This window comes from Agromyces sp. Root81 (assembly GCF_001429165.1).
GTDB lineage: Bacteria > Actinomycetota > Actinomycetes > Actinomycetales > Microbacteriaceae > Agromyces.
The window spans coordinates 709,777-729,739 of the sequence record NZ_LMIR01000001.1 but is presented as its reverse complement, the minus strand read 5'-3'; the positions used below and the strand labels follow the sequence as shown (position 1 = coordinate 729,739).

The 19,963-nt window shown below is 71.5% G+C and carries 19 protein-coding genes; all 19 read left to right on the top strand.

Annotated elements, in window-relative coordinates; genetic code table 11:
- The first annotated feature begins 72 nt into the window (after positions 1-72).
- Positions 73-651 carry a bifunctional pyr operon transcriptional regulator/uracil phosphoribosyltransferase PyrR gene (pyrR, locus tag ASE14_RS03505; RefSeq protein WP_056650728.1) on the top strand — a complete coding sequence of 193 codons (579 nt, stop codon included), beginning with the start codon at positions 73-75 and terminating at the stop codon, positions 649-651.
- Positions 651-1,601 (top strand): aspartate carbamoyltransferase catalytic subunit, encoded by a 951-nt coding sequence (locus tag ASE14_RS03500; RefSeq protein WP_056650723.1) that lies wholly within the window; start codon positions 651-653, stop codon positions 1,599-1,601. The genes pyrR and ASE14_RS03500 overlap by 1 nt, the downstream gene beginning before the upstream one ends.
- A complete protein-coding gene (locus ASE14_RS03495; RefSeq protein WP_056650720.1) occupies positions 1,601-2,944 on the top strand; it encodes a dihydroorotase in 1,344 nt (447 codons plus the stop codon). Before ASE14_RS03500 ends, ASE14_RS03495 begins: the two co-directional genes overlap by 1 nt.
- The gene (locus tag ASE14_RS03490) at positions 2,937-3,491 is read left to right on the top strand and encodes a hypothetical protein (RefSeq protein WP_056650717.1); all 555 of its coding nucleotides are present in this window, start codon (positions 2,937-2,939) and stop codon (positions 3,489-3,491) included. The genes ASE14_RS03495 and ASE14_RS03490 overlap by 8 nt, the downstream gene beginning before the upstream one ends.
- Positions 3,484-4,662, top strand: a complete 1,179-nt coding sequence (gene carA / locus ASE14_RS03485; RefSeq protein ID WP_200953253.1) for a glutamine-hydrolyzing carbamoyl-phosphate synthase small subunit — start codon at positions 3,484-3,486, stop codon at positions 4,660-4,662. The genes ASE14_RS03490 and carA overlap by 8 nt, the downstream gene beginning before the upstream one ends.
- Positions 4,662-7,949, top strand: a complete 3,288-nt coding sequence (gene carB / locus ASE14_RS03480) for a carbamoyl-phosphate synthase large subunit (protein ID WP_056650713.1) — start codon at positions 4,662-4,664, stop codon at positions 7,947-7,949. Before carA ends, carB begins: the two co-directional genes overlap by 1 nt.
- Positions 7,946-8,824, top strand: coding sequence for an orotidine-5'-phosphate decarboxylase (gene pyrF, locus ASE14_RS03475; protein WP_056650710.1), 879 nt, complete (start codon positions 7,946-7,948; stop codon positions 8,822-8,824). The genes carB and pyrF overlap by 4 nt, the downstream gene beginning before the upstream one ends.
- Positions 8,817-9,749, top strand: coding sequence for a guanylate kinase (gmk, locus tag ASE14_RS03470; RefSeq protein ID WP_056650707.1), 933 nt, complete (start codon positions 8,817-8,819; stop codon positions 9,747-9,749). Before pyrF ends, gmk begins: the two co-directional genes overlap by 8 nt.
- A gap of 63 nt (positions 9,750-9,812) precedes the next feature.
- Positions 9,813-10,070 (top strand): DNA-directed RNA polymerase subunit omega, encoded by a 258-nt coding sequence (gene rpoZ / locus ASE14_RS03465; protein ID WP_022891987.1) that lies wholly within the window; start codon positions 9,813-9,815, stop codon positions 10,068-10,070.
- A gap of 13 nt (positions 10,071-10,083) precedes the next feature.
- Positions 10,084-11,361, top strand: a complete 1,278-nt coding sequence (coaBC, locus tag ASE14_RS03460; protein WP_056650704.1) for a bifunctional phosphopantothenoylcysteine decarboxylase/phosphopantothenate--cysteine ligase CoaBC — start codon at positions 10,084-10,086, stop codon at positions 11,359-11,361.
- Positions 11,358-12,551: a methionine adenosyltransferase gene (metK, locus tag ASE14_RS03455; protein WP_056650701.1), complete on the top strand. Its 1,194-nt coding sequence runs from the start codon at positions 11,358-11,360 to the stop codon at positions 12,549-12,551. Before coaBC ends, metK begins: the two co-directional genes overlap by 4 nt.
- A 1-nt stretch (position 12,552) precedes the next feature.
- Entirely contained in the window at positions 12,553-14,511 is a 1,959-nt protein-coding gene (locus ASE14_RS03450; RefSeq protein ID WP_056650698.1) for a hypothetical protein, read from the top strand.
- Between the two features lie 27 nt (positions 14,512-14,538).
- Positions 14,539-15,474 carry a methionyl-tRNA formyltransferase gene (gene fmt / locus ASE14_RS03445; RefSeq protein ID WP_056650695.1) on the top strand — a complete coding sequence of 312 codons (936 nt, stop codon included), beginning with the start codon at positions 14,539-14,541 and terminating at the stop codon, positions 15,472-15,474.
- Positions 15,471-16,961, top strand: coding sequence for an RsmB/NOP family class I SAM-dependent RNA methyltransferase (locus tag ASE14_RS03440; protein ID WP_082600158.1), 1,491 nt, complete (start codon positions 15,471-15,473; stop codon positions 16,959-16,961). Before fmt ends, ASE14_RS03440 begins: the two co-directional genes overlap by 4 nt.
- Positions 16,962-16,970: 9 nt before the next feature.
- Positions 16,971-17,666 (top strand): ribulose-phosphate 3-epimerase, encoded by a 696-nt coding sequence (rpe, locus tag ASE14_RS03435; RefSeq protein ID WP_056650693.1) that lies wholly within the window; start codon positions 16,971-16,973, stop codon positions 17,664-17,666.
- Positions 17,663-17,926 (top strand): phosphoribosyl-ATP diphosphatase, encoded by a 264-nt coding sequence (locus ASE14_RS03430; protein ID WP_056650691.1) that lies wholly within the window; start codon positions 17,663-17,665, stop codon positions 17,924-17,926. Before rpe ends, ASE14_RS03430 begins: the two co-directional genes overlap by 4 nt.
- A gap of 44 nt (positions 17,927-17,970) precedes the next feature.
- Positions 17,971-18,813, top strand: a complete 843-nt coding sequence (gene hisG, locus ASE14_RS03425; protein WP_056650688.1) for an ATP phosphoribosyltransferase — start codon at positions 17,971-17,973, stop codon at positions 18,811-18,813.
- Between the two features lie 7 nt (positions 18,814-18,820).
- Entirely contained in the window at positions 18,821-19,582 is a 762-nt protein-coding gene (gene hisF, locus ASE14_RS03420; RefSeq protein ID WP_056650686.1) for an imidazole glycerol phosphate synthase subunit HisF, read from the top strand.
- On the top strand, positions 19,579-19,950 hold the full coding sequence (gene hisI, locus ASE14_RS03415; RefSeq protein ID WP_056650682.1) for a phosphoribosyl-AMP cyclohydrolase: 372 nt from the start codon (positions 19,579-19,581) through the stop codon (positions 19,948-19,950). Before hisF ends, hisI begins: the two co-directional genes overlap by 4 nt.
- Positions 19,951-19,963 lie beyond the last annotated feature (13 nt).

Below are 19,963 nucleotides of genomic sequence, written 5' to 3'. Positions count from 1 at the left end.
TCGCGGGACACGATAGGATTGGCGGAGTTGACAACCTTTAAGGCCGTCCTGTGAGGCGGAGAAGGGAGTCGTTTGATGGCACGTGCCGTGCTCAGTCAAGCTGACATCTCGCGGGCGCTGACCCGCATCTCGCACGAGATCCTCGAGTCCAATCGCGGCAGCTCCGATCTCGTCATCCTCGGCATCCCGACCAGGGGCGTGATCCTCGCCCGTCGCATCGCCGAGACGATCGCCCGCATCGAACCCGACGCCGCACCGCCGCAGGCCGGCGCGCTCGACGTCACGATGTACCGCGACGACCTCACTCGCACTCGCACGCGCACGCCGCAGCCGACGGAGCTGCCGCCGGGCGGCATCGACGGCAAGACCGTCGTGCTCGTCGACGACGTGCTCTACTCGGGTCGCACCATCCGCGCCGCGTTCGACGCGCTCAGCGACCTCGGCCGGGCCCGCGCGGTGCGCCTCGCGGTGCTCGTCGACCGCGGTCACCGGGAGTTCCCGATCCGCGCCGATTTCGTCGGCAAGAACCTGCCGAGCTCGACCCGGGAGCGCATCAACGTGTGCCTCAGCGAGGTCGACGGCGAGGACGCCGTCACGATCGATGACGCTGCTCCCGCCGACGCGGCCGCGACCGAAGGGGGCGAGGCGTGATGCGCCATCTGCTCAGCACCCGCGAGCTCAGCCGGGAGCAGGCGATCGAGCTCCTCGACATCGCGGAGGACATGGCCGCCGTGCAGGAGCGCGAGGTCAAGAAGCTGCCGACGCTGCGCGGCAAGACCGTCGTGAACCTCTTCTTCGAGGACTCGACGCGCACCCGCATCTCGTTCGAGGCCGCCGCGAAGCGACTCTCGGCCGACGTCATCAACTTCAGCGCCAAGGGGTCGAGCGTCTCGAAGGGCGAGAGCCTGAAGGACACGGCGCAGACCCTGCAGGCGATGGGTGCCGACGGCGTCGTCATCCGCCACCACGCCTCGGGCGCGCCGTACACGCTCGCCACGAGCGGATGGATCGACGCCGGCGTCGTCAACGCCGGCGACGGCACCCACGAGCACCCCACGCAGGCGCTGCTCGACGCGTTCACGATGCGCCGGCGCCTGCACGGCGCGGCATCCCGCGGGCGGGCGCTCGACGGCGTCCGCGTGCTGATCGTCGGCGACGTGCTGCACTCCAGGGTCGCCCGGTCGAACGTGTGGCTGCTCGCGACGCTCGGCGCCGAGGTCGAACTCGTCGCCCCGCCGACGCTGGTGCCGGTCGACACCAGCTCGTGGCCCGCGAGCGTCGGCTACGACCTCGATGCCGCCCTGCGCGGCACCCCCGACGTCGTCATGATGCTGCGCATCCAGGCGGAGCGCATGCACGCGGCGTTCTTCCCGAACAGCCGCGAATACGCGCGCACCTGGGGCCTCGACGATGCCAGGTTCGACGCACTGCCCCCCAGTACGATGGTGATGCACCCCGGCCCGATGAACCGCGGGCTTGAGATCGCCGCCCGCGCAGCCGACTCCCAGCAGTCGACCGTGCGCGAGCAGGTTGCGAACGGAGTTTCTGTGAGAATGGCCGCCCTCTACCTCTTGCTGTCCGGTGAACGGGGTGACGCCTGATGAACGAGCGTTTCCTGATCACCGGTGCCACCCTCCCGGGCGGCGAGCGGGCCGACATCCTGCTCGACGGCGGCGTCATCGCCGGAGTCGGCAGCATCGCGGATGCCGCGGGCGCCACGACGATCGACGCCGACGGGCTCATCGCCCTGCCGGGTCTCGTCGACCTGCACACGCACCTCCGCGAACCGGGCTACGAGCAGAGCGAGACCGTGCTCACCGGCACGCAGGCCGCCGCCGCCGGCGGCTTCACCGCGGTGTTCGCGATGGCCAACACCTTCCCGGTCGCCGACACCGCAGGCGTCGTCGAGCAGGAGGCGAGCCTCGGCCGTGCCGCAGGCTACGCCACCGTGCAGCCGATCGGCGCCGCGACGGTCGGCCTCAAGGGCGAGCAGCTCGCCGAGCTCGGCGCGATGGCCCGGTCGCGGGCGAACGTGCGCGTCTTCTCGGACGACGGGTTCTGCGTCTCCGACCCGCTGCTCATGCGCCGTGCGCTCGAGTACGTCAAGGCCTTCGACGGCGTCATCGCCCAGCACGCGCAGGAGCCGCGCCTCACCGAGGGCGCGCAGATGAACGAGGGCGCCCTCTCGGGCGAGCTCGGCCTGACCGGGTGGCCGGCCGTCGCCGAGGAGTCGATCATCGCGCGCGACGTGCTGCTGGCCGAGCACGTGGGCTCGCGCCTGCACGTGTGCCACGTCTCCACCGCCGGATCCGTCGAGGTGATCCGCTGGGCCAAGGCTCGCGGCATCGACGTCACCGCCGAGGTGACCCCGCACCACCTGCTCCTCACCGAAGACCTCATCGCGGGCTACGACCCGCGGTTCAAGGTGAACCCGCCGCTCCGCCGGAGCGAAGACGTGGAGGCGCTGCGCGCCGCCCTCGCCGACGGCACGATCGACATCGTCGCCACCGACCACGCCCCGCACCCGGTCGAGGCGAAGGAGAGCGAGTGGCAGGCGGCCGCCAACGGCATGGTCGGCCTCGAGTCGGCGCTCGCGGTCGTGCATGCCGCCGTCGTCGAGACGGGGCTCATGGGCTGGGCGGATGTCGCGCGCGTCATGTCGTCCGCACCGGCCCGCATCGGCCGGCTGCACGGCCACGGCGAGGCGATCGCCGTCGGAGCCGCGCCCGAGCTGACGCTGTACGACCCCGCCGCGGCATCCGAGTTCGACCTCGACCGGCTCGCCGGCCGCAGCACGAACTCGCCGTACCTCGGCCGCCGTCTGCCCGGCCGGGTCGTCGCGACCTTCCACGGCGGGTACCCGACCTTCCTCGACGGCGCCGTGCGCCCGCACGACGAGGTCGCAGGCAACGCGGCCGCCGTCTGGGGGGCCGCGCATGGATAAGTTCATCGGCATCGTCGTCGCCGTCGCGATCGTCGCGGTCGCCGGCTGGCTGATGTTCCGCTCCTGGAAGCGGCGCACCGTGCGCGACGAGACGCTCGGCTCCTACCCGGTCCCCGCTGTGCACGGCGCACCGGTGCTCGACGCCGAGGTGCTCTACGTCGCGACCACCCCGATCGGCGAACCCCTCGAACGCCTCGCCGTGCAGGGACTCGCGTTCCGCGGCTCCGCCCACGTCGAGGTGCTTCCCGAAGGCGTGATCCTCCGCATCGCGGGGGAGTCGACGACCTTCATCCCGACCGACCGTCTGGTCGGCGCCCAGCTCGCGAGCTTCGCGATCGATCGTGGCGTCGAGCCCGAGGGCCTCATCGCCCTCACCTGGATCGCCCAGGAGCGAGGTGCGGCCGAGCACGCCGAGCCTCGCGTCGACAGTTACGTGCGCGCCCGGTATCCGGGCGACCCGGCCAGGATCATCCAGGCCGTCAACGACATCGCCGCCGCGTCAGTCGCGCAGCGGCCAGAGCAGGAGAGTGAGGCCTCGAATGACTGAGACCCCCGCCGGCACGAGCGAATCCGCCGTGCTCGTCCTCGAAGACGGACGCCGCTACGAGGGCCGCGCCTACGGTGCGCGCGGCCGCACCCTCGGCGAAGCCGTCTTCGCCACCGGCATCACCGGCTACCAGGAGACGCTGACCGACCCGTCGTACGCGGGCCAGATCGTCATGATGACCGCGCCGCACATCGGCAACACGGGCATGAACGACGAGGACATGGAATCCGCCCGCATCTGGGTCGCCGGCTTCATCGTCCGCGACCCCTCGCGGGTCGTGTCGAACTTCCGCTCGCAGCGGAGCCTCGACGACGACCTCGCCTCATCGGGCGTCGTCGGCATCAGCGGCATCGACACCCGCGCGCTGACGCGCCACCTGCGTTCCGCCGGTGCCATGCGCGCCGGCATCTTCTCCGGCGACGACGCACTCCTCACACCGGGCGAGCAGCTCGACCTGGTGCAGAGCGGCGCGGCGATGGCCGGGGCCAACCTGTCGGCGGCGGTCTCGACGACCGAGTCCTACTCGCTGCCCGCCGAGGGCGAGCGAGTCGGCTCCGTCGCGGTGCTCGATCTCGGAGTGAAGACCTCCACCCTGAAGTACCTCGCCGAGCGCGGGTTCGACGTGCAGGTCGTGCCGCAGACGATCACCGCCGAAGAGGTGCTCGCACTGAAGCCCGACGCCTTGTTCTTCTCCAACGGGCCCGGCGACCCCGCGGCATCCGAACGCCATGTCGAACTGCTGCGCACGACCCTCCGTGCCGGGCTGCCGTACTTCGGCATCTGCTTCGGCAACCAGCTGCTCGGCCGCGCCCTCGGCTTCGGTACCTACAAGCTGCCGTTCGGCCACCGCGGCATCAACCAGCCCGTGTTCGACAAGGCCACCGGCCGGGTCGAGATCACGGCGCACAACCACGGCTTCGCCGTCGATGCGCCGATCGACCGGGTGAGCGAGTCGAGCGAGGGCTTCGGCCGCGTCGAGGTGAGTCACTACGGCCTCAACGACAACGTCGTCGAGGGACTCAACTGCCTCGACATCAGCGCGTTCAGCGTGCAGTACCACCCCGAGTCGGCGGCCGGCCCGCACGACGCGAACTACCTCTTCGACCGATTCCGCGACATGGTGATCGCGACGACGTCGACGAGCACCGCGACCGAAGGAAGCAACGAGTAATGCCCAAGCGCGACGACATCAACAGCGTCCTCGTCATCGGATCCGGTCCGATCGTCATCGGACAGGCCGCCGAGTTCGACTACTCGGGCACCCAGGCGTGCCGCGTGCTCCGCGAGGAGGGCGTGCGGGTCATCCTCGTGAACCCGAACCCCGCGACGATCATGACCGACCCCGACTTCGCCGATGCGACGTACATCGAGCCGATCACGCCCGAGATCATCGAGTCGATCATCATCAAGGAGCGGCCCGACGCGGTGCTCCCGACCCTCGGCGGGCAGACCGCGCTGAACGCCGCCATCGCGCTGCACGACGCCGGCATCCTCGAGAAGCACGGCGTCGAGCTCATCGGCGCGAAGGTCGAGGCCATCCGCAAGGGCGAGGACCGCCAGCTCTTCAAGGACCTCGTGCTCGAGGCCGGCGCCGGTGTCGCCCGCTCGCACGTCGCGAAGACCCTCGAGCAGGCGAAGGAGTTCGCCCTCGACCTCGGCTACCCCCTCGTCGTGCGTCCCTCGTTCACGATGGGCGGCCTCGGCTCGGGCTTCGCGTACACCGAGGAGGACCTCGTGCGCATCGTCACGCAGGGCCTGCACGATTCGCCGACCACCGAGGTGCTCCTCGAGGAGTCGATCCTCGGCTGGAAGGAGTACGAGCTCGAGCTCATGCGCGACACCGCCGACAACACGGTCGTCGTCTGCTCGATCGAGAACGTCGACCCCGTCGGCGTGCACACGGGCGACTCGATCACCGTGGCGCCCGCGCTGACGCTGACCGACCGCGAGTACCAGCACCTCCGCGACATCGGCATCGACATCATCCGCGCCGTCGGCGTCGACACCGGCGGCTGCAACATCCAGTTCGCCATCGACCCGGCCGACGGCCGCGTCATCGTCATCGAGATGAACCCGCGCGTGTCGCGTTCGAGCGCGCTCGCCTCGAAGGCCACGGGCTTCCCGATCGCCAAGATCGCCGCGAAGCTCGCCATCGGCTACCGCCTCGACGAGATCCCCAACGACATCACCCGGGTCACCCCCGCCTCGTTCGAGCCGACGCTCGACTACGTGGTCGTCAAGGTGCCCAGGTTCGCGTTCGAGAAGTTCCCGGCCGCCGACCCCACGCTCACGACGACCATGAAGTCGGTCGGCGAGGCGATGGCGATCGGCCGCAACTACGCGACCGCGCTGCAGAAGGCCCTCCGCTCGCTCGAGAAGCGCGGCTCGTCGTTCCACTGGGGCGAAGAGGACCGCTCGATCGAGGAGCTGCTCGAGGTGGCATCCGTGCCGACCGACGGCCGCATCGTCGTCGTGCAGCAGGCGCTCCGCAAGGGCGCCACGATCGAGCAGCTGTTCGAGGCCACGAAGATCGACCCGTGGTTCCTCGACCAGATCGTGCTCATCAACGAGGTGGCAGCGACCATCGCGACCGCCGAGAACCTCGACACCGAGCTCCTGCTGCTCGCGAAGGACCACGGCTTCTCCGACGCCCAGATCGGCCAGCTCCGCGGCTTCGGCGAGGCCGACGCCCGCGAGGTGCGCCACATCCTCGGCATCCGCCCGGTCTACAAGACGGTCGACACGTGCGCGGGCGAGTTCCCCGCGCTCACGCCGTACCACTACTCGAGCTACGACCAGGAGACCGAAGTCGAGCCGAGCGACCGCCGCAAGGTCGTCATCCTCGGCTCCGGCCCGAACCGCATCGGTCAGGGCGTCGAGTTCGACTACTCGTGCGTGCACGCCTCGTTCGCCCTCTCGGCGGCCGGGTTCGAGACGATCATGATCAACTGCAACCCCGAGACGGTCTCGACCGACTACGACACGAGCGACCGGCTCTACTTCGAGCCGCTCACCCTCGAAGACGTGCTCGAGGTCATCCACGCCGAGTCGCAGTCGGGCGAGCTCGTCGGCGTCGTCGTGCAGCTCGGCGGCCAGACGGCGCTCGGGCTCGCCAAGGGCCTCGAGGCCGCCGGCATCCCGATCCTCGGCACGACCCCCGAGGCGATCGACCTCGCAGAGGAGCGCGGGCTCTTCTCCGGCATCCTCGACGCCGCCGGCCTCCTCGCCCCGAAGAACGGCACCGCGATCGACCTCGCCGGCGCCGTGCACGTCGCGGAGGGCATCGGCTACCCCGTGCTCGTACGCCCGAGCTACGTGCTCGGCGGCCGCGGCATGGAGATCGTCTACGACTCGCCGTCGCTCGCCGACTACTTCGAGCGCATCGAGGGCCAGGGCATCGTCGGCCCGAGCCACCCGCTGCTCGTGGACCGGTTCCTCGACGACGCGATCGAGATCGACGTCGACGCGCTCTACGACGGCACCGACCTCTACATCGGCGGCGTCATGGAGCACATCGAGGAGGCCGGCATCCACTCCGGCGACTCGAGCTGCACCCTGCCGCCCGTGACGCTCGGCCGTGCCGAGGTCGACCGCGTGCGCGAGGCCACCCGTGCCATCGCCGAGGGCATCGGCGTTCGGGGCCTCCTGAACGTGCAGTTCGCGATCGGCGCCGGCGTGCTCTACGTGCTCGAGGCGAACCCGCGAGCGAGCCGCACCGTGCCCTTCGTGTCGAAGGCGCTCGGCATTCCGCTCGCGAAGGCCGCCTCGCGCATCATGGTCGGCTCGACCGTCGCCGAACTCATCGAGGAGGGCATGCTGCCCGCCTCCGACGGTTCGCGGGTGCCGTTCGACGCACCCGTCGCCGTGAAGGAGGCCGTGCTGCCCTTCCACCGCTTCCGCACCCGCGAGGGCATCATGGTGGACTCGGTGCTCGGCCCCGAGATGCGCTCGACCGGCGAGGTCATGGGCATCGACAAGGACTTCCCGACCGCATTCGCGAAGAGCCAGCTCGCCGCGTACGGCGGCATGCCCACCTCGGGCACGGTCTTCGTCTCGGTCTCCGACCGCGACAAGCGTGCGATCATCCTCCCGGTGCTGCGCCTGCAGCAGCTCGGCTACGACATCGCCGCGACCGAGGGCACCGCCGAGGTGCTGCGCCGCAACGGCATCCGCGCCCAGGAGGTGCTGAAGTTCAGCGAGAAGACGAGCCCCGACGCGTCATCCGTGGTCGAACTCATCCACCTCGGTGAGGTCGACGTCGTCGTGAACACCCCGAGCGGGCGTTCGTCGCGTGCCGACGGCTACGAGATCCGCGCGGCCGCGGTGGCCGCCGACATCCCGCTCTTCACGACCATCGCCGAGCTCTCGGCGGCCGTCGCGTCGCTCGACGTGCAGCGCGAGGGCTTCGAGGTCACGAGCCTGCAGGAGTACGGACTCCGCCGGGAGGCGAACGCATGACCGACATCACGCCCTTCGGCGATCGACTCGAATCCGTCTTCGCCGCCTACGGCAGGCTCTGCGTGGGCGTCGACCCGCACGTGACGCTCCTCGACCAGTGGGGGCTTCCCGACTCGGCCGATGGTGTGCGCGAGTTCGGTCTGCGCACCGTCGACGCCGCTGCAGGGCGCGTGGGCATCGTCAAACCGCAGGTGGCGTTCTTCGAGCGGCACGGTGCGGCCGGCTACGCCGCGCTCGAACGCGTGCTGGCCGAGGCCCGCGACGCCGGCCTGATCGTGATCGCCGACGTGAAGCGCGGCGACATCGGCACGAGCGTCGAGGCGTACGGCCAGGCCTGGCTGACGCCGGGATCGACGCTCGAGGCGGACGCGATGACGATCAGCGCGTACCAGGGCCTCGGCTCGATCGCCGGTGTGCTCGAGGCCGCCGAGCGAGTGGGCAAGGGTGCGTTCGTGCTGGCCGCGACCTCGAACCCCGAGGCCGCCGCCATCCAGCGCGCCGTGCTGCAGCAGTCGAGCCGAGCCGGCTCGACGGTCGCCCAGGCCGTCACGAACGGCGTCATCGCCTGGAACCACGGGCGAGCGGATGTCGCGAACCGGCCCCTCGGCTCGGTCGGCGTCGTGCTCGGCGCGACCGTCGACCTGCGCAGCTCGGGCATCGACCTCGACACCGACCCGCCCAAGCCCGGCCTGCCGGTGCTGGCCCCGGGGTTCGGGCACCAGGGCGCCGAGCTCCGGGATCTCCAGGCGATCTTCGGGTCGCTGGCCGGCGGCGTCATCGTGAGCGAGTCGCGGTCGATCCTCGGTGCAGGGCCCGACGGCCTCGCCGAGGCGATCACCCGCCGTGTCGACGAGGTCGGGGTGGCGAGTGTCTGAGTCGACGACCGCTCCCGAGGCCACCAGGCCCTCACCGCCCGATGTCGACCGGGTGGCCGCCTCCCGCGCGGCCGTGGCGGCTCGCCGCGCCCGCGCGACGGTCAAGTCGGCGATCGCGGCCGGCTCGCGCAGCCCGCTCGACGTGCTGCGCGAGGCGTTCGAGTCGCCTGAGGGCGTCGAGGGACGTCTCCGCGTCACCGAGTTCCTGACCTCGATCCCCGCGATCGGGCAGACGAAGTCGGCCCGCATCATGGAGGAGCTCGAGATCTCGCCGTCGAAGCGGCTCGGCGGCCTCGGCCGTCTCCAGCGCCGCCGGCTCCGCGAGTTCCTCGCCGACTGGGTCGCCGCGCACGGCGGCACGGGCGACCGGCTCGTCGTGCTCGCCGGCCCCACCGCGGTCGGCAAGGGCACCGTCGCCGAGTACATCCGTCGGAACCACCCCGATGTGCGACTCTCGGTCTCGGCGACGACCCGCGCGCCGCGACCCGGCGAGGTCGAGGGGGAGAGCTACTTCTTCGTCGACGACGCCGAGTTCGACCGCATGGTCGAGGCGGGGGAGCTCCTCGAGTGGGCGACCGTGCACAACGCCTCGCGCTACGGCACCCCCCGCAAGGCGGTCGAGGAGGCCATCGCCGCCGGCAACAGCGTGCTGCTCGAGATCGACATCCAGGGCGCACGGTCGGTCCGCCGCGCCGCGCCTGAGGCGACGCTCGTCTTCCTCCTGCCGCCCAGCTGGGACGAACTCGTGCGCCGACTCGTCGGCCGGGGCACCGAGAGCCCCGCCGAACAGCAGCGCAGGCTCGAGACGGCGAAGGTGGAATTGGCTGCTGTCGACGAGTTCGATCACCAGGTCGTCAACCACGACGTCGCCGAAGCGGCGCAGGAGGTCGTAGACTTGATGAGATCTCGCAAGGGTCGGCGTTGAGCTGCCCTCGCCACGACTTTCCGCGCACTGCGGGTGCGCACCCCACGATCAAGGAGTCATTCCATGGCTGAGAAGCTGTCCGGCATCATCGATCCGCCCATCGACGACCTGCTCTCGAAGGTCGACTCGAAGTACCAGCTCGTCATCTTCGCGTCCAAGCGCGCGCGGCAGATCAACGACTACTACGCGGACCTGCACGAAGGCAGCCTCTTCGACAACGTCGGCCCGCTCGTCGACTCGTCGATCGACGACAAGCCGCTCTCTGTGGCACTGCACGAGATCAACGAAGACAAGCTCCGGCTCCGCCCGATCGCCGAGTGATCCGGAGGGCCGGATGACTCGGCTCAACATCGTCGTCGGCATCACCGGCGGCATCGCCGCGTACAAGGCCGTCGGCGTCGTGCGGGCGCTCGTGCTCGCAGGGCACGACGTGCACGTCGTGCCGACCGAGGGCGCCCTGCGATTCGTCGGTCGGCCGACGCTCGAGGCGATCTCCCGCAACCCGGTGCACACCGAGTTGTACGAGGGGGTCGCCGAGGTGCGGCACGTCGCAATCGGGCAGGCGGCCGACCTCATCGTCATCGCCCCCGCCACGGCGAACTCGATCGCGAAGCTCGCCGCAGGGCTCGCCGACGACCTGCTCGGCAACACCGTGCTCGCGAGCGAAGCGCCCGTCGTCATCGCGCCGGCCATGCACACCGAGATGTGGCGGCACCCTGCGACCCGGGCGAACGTCGAGACGCTGCGTTCGCGCGGCGTGACGATCGTCGGTCCGGCCGTCGGCCAGCTCACGGGCGCCGACAGCGGCCCGGGCCGCATGGAGGAGCCCGACGAGATCGTGCGTGCGGCGCTCGAACGCGTCATGGGCGAGCGCGTCTCGCCCGTGTCATCCGTCGCCCCTCGCGATCTCGAAGGCCGGCACGTCGTCGTGAGCGCAGGCGGCACCCGCGAACCGCTCGACCCCGTGCGCTTCCTCGGCAACCGTTCGAGCGGCAAGCAGGGCATCGCGATCGCCGAGGCCGCGCGCGCCCGCGGCGCCCGCGTCACTCTCGTCGCGGCGAACCTCGAGGTCGCCGACCCCGAGGGCTGCGACATCCGCCGCGTCTCGACCGCGCTCGAACTGCAGGCCGCCGTCACCGAGGCTGCTGCGGGCGCCGACGTCGTCGTGATGGCCGCGGCCGTCGCCGACTACCGACCGGCGGCCGTGAGCGAGGCGAAGATCAAGAAGGATCAGAGCGACGACGGCCTGACCCTCGAACTCGTCCGCAACCCCGACATCCTCGCGGGCCTCGGCCATGCGCCGCACTCGGGCACGATCCTCGTCGGCTTCGCGGCCGAGACCGAGGCCGACGACGAGCGCCTGCTCGCGCTCGGCCGGGCCAAGCGCGAGGCGAAGGGCGCCGACCTGCTCGTCGTCAACCGAGTCGGCTGGAACGAGGGCTTCGCGAGCGATGAGAACCGCATCCTCGTCATCGGCCGCGATGGCGTCGTCGTCACACGAGCACATGGAACCAAGCTGTCGGTGGCGCATGACATCCTCGACGTGGTTGTCTCGCAAGTGACGACTGCGGCGCATGCCGCGCAGAGCACGAAGGAACCAGAATCCGCATGAGCGCACTCCGCCGCTTCACGTCCGAGTCCGTCACCGAGGGACACCCCGACAAGCTCTGCGACCAGATCTCGGACTCGATCCTCGACGCGTTGCTGCGTGAAGACCCCAACAGCCGCGTCGCCGTCGAGACGCTCGTGACGACCGGGCTCGTGCACGTCGCCGGCGAGGTCACGACGAGCGGCTACGTCGAGATCCCGGCGATCGTGCGCGAGCGCGTCACCTCCATCGGCTACGACTCCTCCGATGCGTGGTTCGACGGCCGCTCGTGCGGCGTCTCGGTGTCGATCGGCGGCCAGTCGCCCGACATCGCCCAGGGCGTCGACCACGCGTTCGAGGCGCGCGAGCGCTCGAGCGACGACGCGCTCGACATGCAGGGCGCCGGCGACCAGGGCATCATGTTCGGCTACGCCACGCGAGAGACGCCCGAGCTCATGCCCGTGCCGATCTGGCTCGCGCACCGTCTCGCCGAGCGGCTCGCAGCCGTGCGCAAGAACGGCGAACTCGACTACCTCCGCCCCGACGGCAAGACCCAGGTCACGATCGGCTACGACGGCCAGGTGCCGAAGACCGTCGAGACCGTCGTGCTGTCGACGCAGCACGCTCGTGCGGTGTCGACCGCACAGCTCCGCGCCGAGGTCGAAGAACTCGTCATCCGGCCCGTACTCGACATGGTCGAGCTCGCACGGCCCGAACTCGAGGTGCTGATCAACCCCACCGGCCGCTTCGAGATCGGCGGCCCGCAGGGCGACGCCGGTCTCACAGGTCGCAAGATCATCATCGACACGTACGGCGGTGCGAGCCGGCACGGTGGCGGCGCCTTCAGTGGAAAGGACCCGTCGAAGGTCGACCGCTCAGCGGCCTACGCGATGCGCTGGGTTGCCAAGAACGCCGTCGCCGCTGGTCTCGCCGACCGCCTCGAGCTGCAGGTGGCGTACGCCATCGGCAAGGCGGCTCCGGTCGGGCTCTACGTCGAGACCTTCGGCACCGGCAAGCTCGCCGACGAGCAGATCACCGCCGCGATCCGCGAGGTGTTCGACCTGCGCCCGGCGGCGATCATCCGTGACCTCGACCTGCTGCGGCCGATCTACGCCCAGACCGCGAGCTACGGCCACTTCGGCCGCGAGCTGCCCGACTTCACGTGGGAGCGCCTCGACCGCGTCGACGACCTCCGCTCCGCTGCCGGACTCTGACGTGGCCGGCGGCTCCGTCGCCCGAGTGCTCGTCGATTCGCCCCTGCCGCAACTCGACCAGCTCTTCGACTATGCGGTGCCCGAGCGGCTCCGCGAGGCCGCGGTCGCCGGGGTCCGAGTGCGCGTGCCGCTGCGATCGGGTGGTCGCATCGCCAACGGCTGGCTCGTCGAGGTCGCGTCCTCGAGCGAGTTCGAGGGTCGACTGAGCGAGCTCGAGGACGTCGTCTCCGAGGTGCCGCTGCTCATGCCCGAGGTGTGGGCGCTCGCCCGCGCCGCTGCCGATCGTGCGGCCGGCAACGCCGGAGACATCCTGCGGGTCGCCATCCCGAGCCGATACGTGCGAGCCGAGCGCGCGTGGCGCGGCGCCGAGGCCGACCCGGGCGAGCTGCCCGGTCCCGCCGCGCCGATCCCCGGCTACGAGCGGGGTCGCATCGAGACGGGCATCGACGCCGGCGAGCGGATGGCGCTGGCCGCCGACCCCCGCCCGGTGCGACTCGACTCGGGGGAGTGGGTGGGCGCATGGGCGGCGACCCTCGCGGCGGCCGCGGCGCACACGCTCGCGGCCGACCGCTCGAGCCTCATCATCGTGCCCGACTACCGCGATCAGGAGCAGCTTCAGGCGGCGCTCGCCGATCGCGTCGACCCGCGCCGGGTGCTCCGCACCGATGCGCGCCAGACGGGCGGCGAACGGTTCCGCGCGTTCCTCGAGGCGACCGGGTCCGACGCCCGGGTCGTCATCGGCAACCGCTCGACGGTCTACGCTCCGGCTGCACGGCTCGGGCTCATCGCGATGTGGGACGACGGCGATGCGCTGCAGAGCGAGCAACTCGCCCCCGGGGTGCATCCGCGTGACGCCGCCCTCATCCGGCAGGAGCAGTCGGGCGCGGCGCTCGTCTTCCTCGGCCACAGCCGCAGCGTCGAGGTCGAACGACTCGTCGAGATCGGCTGGCTGCGCGAGGTGCCGGCGGTCAAACACGTGCGGCCCCGCGTCGTCCCGACCGAGCAGCAGGCGTCGCCCGAGCCGGGTTCTGCCCGCATCCCGTCGAGCGCGTGGCGGGCCGCGCAGGAGGCGATCCGCGAGGGGCCGGTGCTCGTGCAGGTCTCGCGCCCCGGCCATGCGCCGATGCTTACGTGCGACCGCTGCCGCGAACCCGCGCGCTGCACGGCGTGCGGCGGCGGCCTGGTCGTACCGCGAAGCGGCGGCGACCCCCGCTGCGTGCTCTGCGGCACGAGTGGCAGCACCTGGCGCTGCCCGGTCTGCGAGGGCACGAAGCTGCGCGCCGCGACGGTGGGGGCGAGTCGCACCGCCGAAGAACTCGGTCGGGCGTTCCCGACGGCGCGCATCATCCTCTCCGACGGTGAACGACCGGTGCTCCGGGTGGGTGCCGAACCCGTGCTCGTGGTCGCGACCCGCGGTGCGGAGCCGATCGCGGACGGCGGCTATCGTGCCGTGCTCCTGCTCGACGGTGAGCGGATGCTGCTGCGCGAGTCACTTCGCGTCGCCGAAGACTGCCTGCGCTGGTGGGCGAACGCTGCGGCCCTCGCGACGCCCGGGTCGCCGATCTACCTCGTCGGCGTCGCCGGCGCACTCGCGCAGGCGCTGACATCATGGCGGCTCCCCGAGTGGGCGAGCGGCGAGTTCGCGAGCCGCCGGGCGCTGCGCTTCCCGCCGGCTGTCCGTGTGGCGAGCGTGACCGCGGCCCCGGCCCTCGTCGCCCATGCACTGACCGCTGCCCGGGTGGCGGCTCCGGGCGTCGATGCGCTCGGTCCCGTGCCGGCCGATGACGGTCTCGAGCGCGGCATCGTGCGGTTCGATTACGCTGCCGGCGCCGCCGTCGCGAGGGTGCTCCGCGCCGAGATGATCAAGGTCGCGACGGAGCGGCGGCGGCCGGTCGCAGGCCGGGCGCCGAAGCGGCCGTCGGTGCTTCGCGTGCGCTTCGACGACCCCGAGGTCCCGTAGTCGGCGCCTCGTCGGCGACAATGGAGTGTGCAGAAGCTCCGCATCGTCTTCGCCGGCACTCCTGCCGTCGCCATCCCGTCGCTCGAACGTCTCGCGGCGAGCGGCCATGACCTCGTCGGCGTCGTGACCCGGCAGCCGGCTCCGCTCGGTCGCAAGCGCGTGCTGACGCCGTCACCCGTCGCCCAGGCCGCGACCCGGCTCGGCGTGCCCCTCATCGAGGCGAATCGCCTCGATGCCGACGCGACGGAGCAGATCGCGGCGCTGGCCCCCGATCTCGGTGTCATCGTCGCCTACGGCGGCCTCGTGCGCGAACCGCTCCTGTCGACACCGGTGCACGGCTGGGTCAACCTGCACTTCTCGCTGCTGCCGGCCTGGCGCGGGGCGGCACCGGTGCAGCACTCGCTCATCGCGGGCGACGCGGTCGCCGGTGCATCGGTGTTCCAGCTCGTGCCCGAGCTCGACGCCGGGGACGTGTTCGCCGAGCTGCGCCATCCGTTGCGGGGCGAGGAGACGGCCGGTGAGCTCCTCGACGAGCTCGCGGCCTCGGGCGCCGAGCTGCTCGCCGAAGTCGTCGACGGCATCGCCGGCGGCACCGCGCGTGCGGTGCCGCAGCAGGGCGAGCCGAGCCTGGCCCCGAAGCTCTCGATCGACGATGCTCGCCTCGACTGGTCGCAGCCGGCGAGCGAGGTGCGGAGCCGCTTCCGCGGCGTGACCCCGGAACCCGGCGCCTGGACCACGATCGACGAGCAGCGGGTCAAGGTACTCGAACTCGTCGCGCCGTCGGGCGGCGACGACGCTCCCGCGCTCACGCCGGGCGAGCTCGTGCTGTCGGCGCGCCGGGTGCTCGTGGGCACCGGCACGACGCCGCTCGAACTTCGCAGGGTGCAACCGGCCGGGAAACCCGCGATGGACGCGGGTGACTGGTGGCGCGGCTCCGGCCGCACCACGGCGGTGGCACGATGAACGGCCGTCGCGATGGAAGCGCCGGGGGAAGCGGGAGCAACGGCGGCGGCGGCCAGCGTCGGAGCAGCGGCGGAGCCCCCGCCCGCACCGCCCACGCCCGCATCGCTCCGGCCCGTATCGTCGCCGTCGAGGTGCTCGAGGCCGTTCGGGCCGACGAGGCCTATGCGAACCTCCTGCTGCCCACGCGCATCCGTCGGGTCGGCCTCGACCGGGCCGACGCCGCCTTCGCGACGGAGCTGACCTACGGCACCCTGCGCATGCAGGGCTTCTACGACCGGGTCATCGAGCTCGCCGCGAACCGACCGGCCTCCGCGATCGATCCGGCTGTGCTCGACGTGCTCCGGCTCGGTGCGCACCAGCTGCTGGCCACCCGGGTCGCCACGCACGCCGCGGTCAACGAGCAGGTCGAGCTCGCCCGACGCGTCGCCCCGAAGGCGGCGGGGTTCGCGAACGCCGTGCTCCGCACGATCTCCCGCACGTCGGCCGAGGAGTGGCGCGAGCGCGTCGCCGACGGCGCGCGCGGCGAAGACGCGAGGCTCGCGGCCGTCACGAGCCATCCCGAATGGATCGTGCGGGCGCTCCGCACCGCGCTCGAACACGAGGGCCGTGCCGAAGAACTCGAGCAGTTGCTCGACGCCGACAACGCCTCGCCGCGCGTGAACCTCGCGGTGCTGCCGGGGCTCGGCGCCGACACCGCCGACATCGAGGGGTTCGAGCCCGACCGGTTCTCGCCGATCGGCGCCGTCGCGGCCGACCCGATCGCGGCGGCCGAGCGGTCGGGCGGACGCATCCGGGTGCAGGACGAGGGCTCGCAGCTCGCCGCGCTCGCGCTCAGCCGTGCCGAGGCGGTTCGTGCGGGGGAGCGCTGGCTCGACCTCTGCGCCGGTCCGGGTGGCAAGACGGCGGTGCTCGCCGCCGAGGCGCTCGCAGCCGGCGCCGAGCTCGCCGCGAACGAGACCGTGCCCGCCCGCGCCGACCTCGTGCGCAACGCGATCACCGGTGTGCCGCTCGACGTCGCGGTGCACGTCGGCGACGGCCGCCAGCTCGACCTCGAGGCGCTCGGCGCACCGGGCGGCTTCGACCGCATCCTGCTCGACGCCCCCTGCACCGGACTCGGCGCGCTCCGTCGTCGGCCCGAGGCGCGGTGGCGCAAGGCCCCGTCGGATGTCGCCGAGCTCACGAAGCTCCAGGGGCAGCTGTTCGACAGCGCATTCGCCGCACTCGCCCCCGGCGGGATCCTCGCCTACGTCACGTGCTCGCCGCACACCGCGGAGACGCACGGCACCCTTGCCGCGGCGCTCCGCCGCGCCGGCGATGCGGCCGAACAGCTCGACACGCGTGCCGTGATCGAGGGGGTGTCCCGGCATCCGCTCGGTCTCGCGGGCGCGCCGGAGACCGTGCAGCTCTGGCCGCACCGCCACGGCACCGACGCGATGTTCGTCGCCCTGGTCCGGAAGCGCGCCGGCGTCGCCGACGCCGCTCGATAGGGTGGCTGCATGACGACGCGGATCAACCCGAGCATCCTCGCTGCCGACTTCGCGAACCTCGAGCACGAGCTCGGGCGCATCGCGAGTGCCGACCTCGTGCACGTCGACGTCATGGACAACCACTTCGTGCCGAACCTGACGTTCGGCCCGCAGATGGTGGGGCGCCTGCAGGAGGTCAGCCCGATTCCGCTCGACGTGCACCTCATGATCTCCGACGTCGACCGCTGGGCTCCGGGGTACGCCGAGCTCGGCGCGTTCTCGGTCACCTTCCACGCGGAGGCCACCGACGCCCCGGTGGCACTCGCACGCCGGCTCCGCGAGATCGGTGCGCGCGCCGGCATCGCGCTGAAGCCCGGCACCGACGTCGAGCCCTACCTCGAGCTGCTGCCCGAGTTCGACCAGGTGCTCGTCATGACGGTCGAACCGGGCTTCGGCGGGCAGTCGTTCATGCCAGAGACGATGCCGAAGCTCGAGCGCCTCTCCCGCGTGGTGCGCGAGACCGGCCTCGACGTGTGGCTCCAGGTCGACGGCGGCATCTCGCTCGACACGATCGGCATCGCCGCCGAGGCCGGCGCGGACACGTTCGTAGCGGGTTCGGCGGTCTTCGGAGCCGACGTGCCCGCCGACCGCATCATGGCGCTCCGCGACAGCGCGGCCGCGCACCGGCATGGGCCGGTGCCCGGCACCGGTAGTCTTGTCGGGTGAAGACCTTCGACGAGCTGTTCATCGAGCTCGCTGACAGAGCCGCCACCCGCCCCGAGGGCTCCGGCACCGTGCGGGAGCTCGACGCCGGCGTGCACGCCATCGGCAAGAAGATCGTCGAGGAGGCGGCCGAGGTGTGGATGGCAGCCGAGTACCAGAGCGACGACGAGACCGCAGAAGAGATCTCGCAGCTGCTGTACCACCTGCAGGTGCTCATGCTGGCGAAGGGGCTCTCGCCCGCCGACGTGTACCGACATCTCTGATCACGCCCATGGCCGATCAGAACCGTCGACACGAAAGTCAGGAAATGCTCCGAATCGCCGTGCCCAACAAGGGCTCGCTTGCTGAAACCGCCGCGCAGATGCTGTGGGAGGCCGGGTACACCGGTCGCCGCGACCCTCGCGACCTGCACACCGCCGATCCCCGCAACGGGGTCGAGTTCTTCTACCTCCGCCCGCGCGACATCGCGACCTACGTCGGCTCCGGCGCGCTCGACGTCGGCATCACGGGTCGCGACCTCCTGCTCGATTCCGGCTCGGATGCCTCCGAGATCGCGCCCCTCGGATTCGGCGACTCGACCTTCCGCTTCGCCGGGCCGGCGGGCGCGTTCACCGAGCTCGCCGACCTCGACGGCGTGCGGGTTGCTACCAGCTACCCGGGTCTCGTCGGCGGATTCCTCGCCGGCCACGGTGTCACTCCCGCGAAGCTCGTCAAGCTCGACGGCGCGGTCGAGTCGGCCGTGCGACTCGGCGTCGCCGACGCCGTCGCCGACGTCGTCTCGACGGGCTCGACGCTCCGCCAGGCCGGGCTCGAGATCTTCGGCCCCGTCATCCTCGACTCCGAGGCCGTGCTCATCGGTTCCGGTGTCGACAAGCCCGGCGCCGCGACGCTGCTCCGGCGCCTGCAGGGCGTGCTCGTCGCCCGCCAGTACGTGCTGCTCGACTACGACGTGCCGCTCGAGCACCTCGAACGCGCCACCGCCGCGGCGCCCGGGTTCGAGTCGCCCACCGTGTCGCCGTTGCACGACCCCGAGTGGGTCGCGGTGCGGGTCATGATCCCGCGCACCGACATGAACCACGTCATGGACGAACTGTACGAACTCGGCGCCCGGGCGATCCTCGTCGGCGCCATCCACGCGGCCCGGTTGTGAGGCTCGCATGTCTCTCGCAGTCCGTGTGATCCCGTGTCTCGACGTGGCAGCAGGCCGCGTGGTGAAGGGCGTCAACTTCCAGAACCTGCGTGATGCCGGCGACCCCGTCGAGCTCGCGGCCAGGTATGCCGAGCAGGGCGCCGACGAGCTCACCTTCCTCGACGTCACCGCGACGGTCGACGACCGCTCGACGACGTACGACATGGTGCAGCGAGTCGCTGAACAGGTGTTCATCCCGCTCACGGTGGGCGGCGGCATCCGCTCGACCGACGACGTCGCTCGCCTGCAGGGCCACGGCGCCGACAAGGTCGGCGTCAACAGCGCCGCGATCGCTCGCCCCGCGCTCATCGGCGAGATCGCCGACCGCTTCGGCGCGCAGGTGCTCGTGCTCTCGCTCGACGTCAAGCGCTCCGATCGCACTCCGTCGGGCTTCGTGGTGACGACCCACGGCGGCCGCACCGAGACCGACCTCGATGCGCTCGAGTGGGCGCGCCAGGGCATCGAGCTCGGCGCGGGCGAGCTGCTCGTCAACTCGATCGACGCCGACGGCACGAAGGCGGGCTTCGATCTCGAGCTCACGGCTCTCATGCACGAGCTGTCGACCGTTCCCGTCATCGCCTCCGGCGGTGCCGGGAAGGTGGCCGACTTCCCACCGGCGATCGCGGCGGGTGCCGACGCGGTGCTCGCGGCCTCCGTGTTCCACAACGGCGAGCTGACCATCGGCGAGGTGAAGGCCGCGCTGGCGGCCGACGGGAGGATCGTGCGATGACCGCGGAGTCGACGGTCGACGAGGCGCTCGAACGCGCTCTCTTCAACGCCGACGGGCTGCTGCCCGCCGTGATCCAGCAGTGGGACACGGGCGAGATGCTCATGCTCGGCTGGATGGATCGCGAGGCGCTGCGCCGCACGCTGACCGAGGGCCGCGTCACGTTCTGGTCGCGATCGCGGCAGGAGTACTGGCGCAAGGGCGACACGTCGGGCCACGCGCAGTACGTTCGCTCGGCGGCGCTCGACTGCGACGCCGACACACTGCTCGTGCGCGTCGAGCAGATCGGTGCGGCCTGTCACACCGGCACCCGCACCTGCTTCGACGGCGACCCGATCGCCGTGACCGCCGGATTCCCGCCCGCCGACTGACGACGAGGAGCAC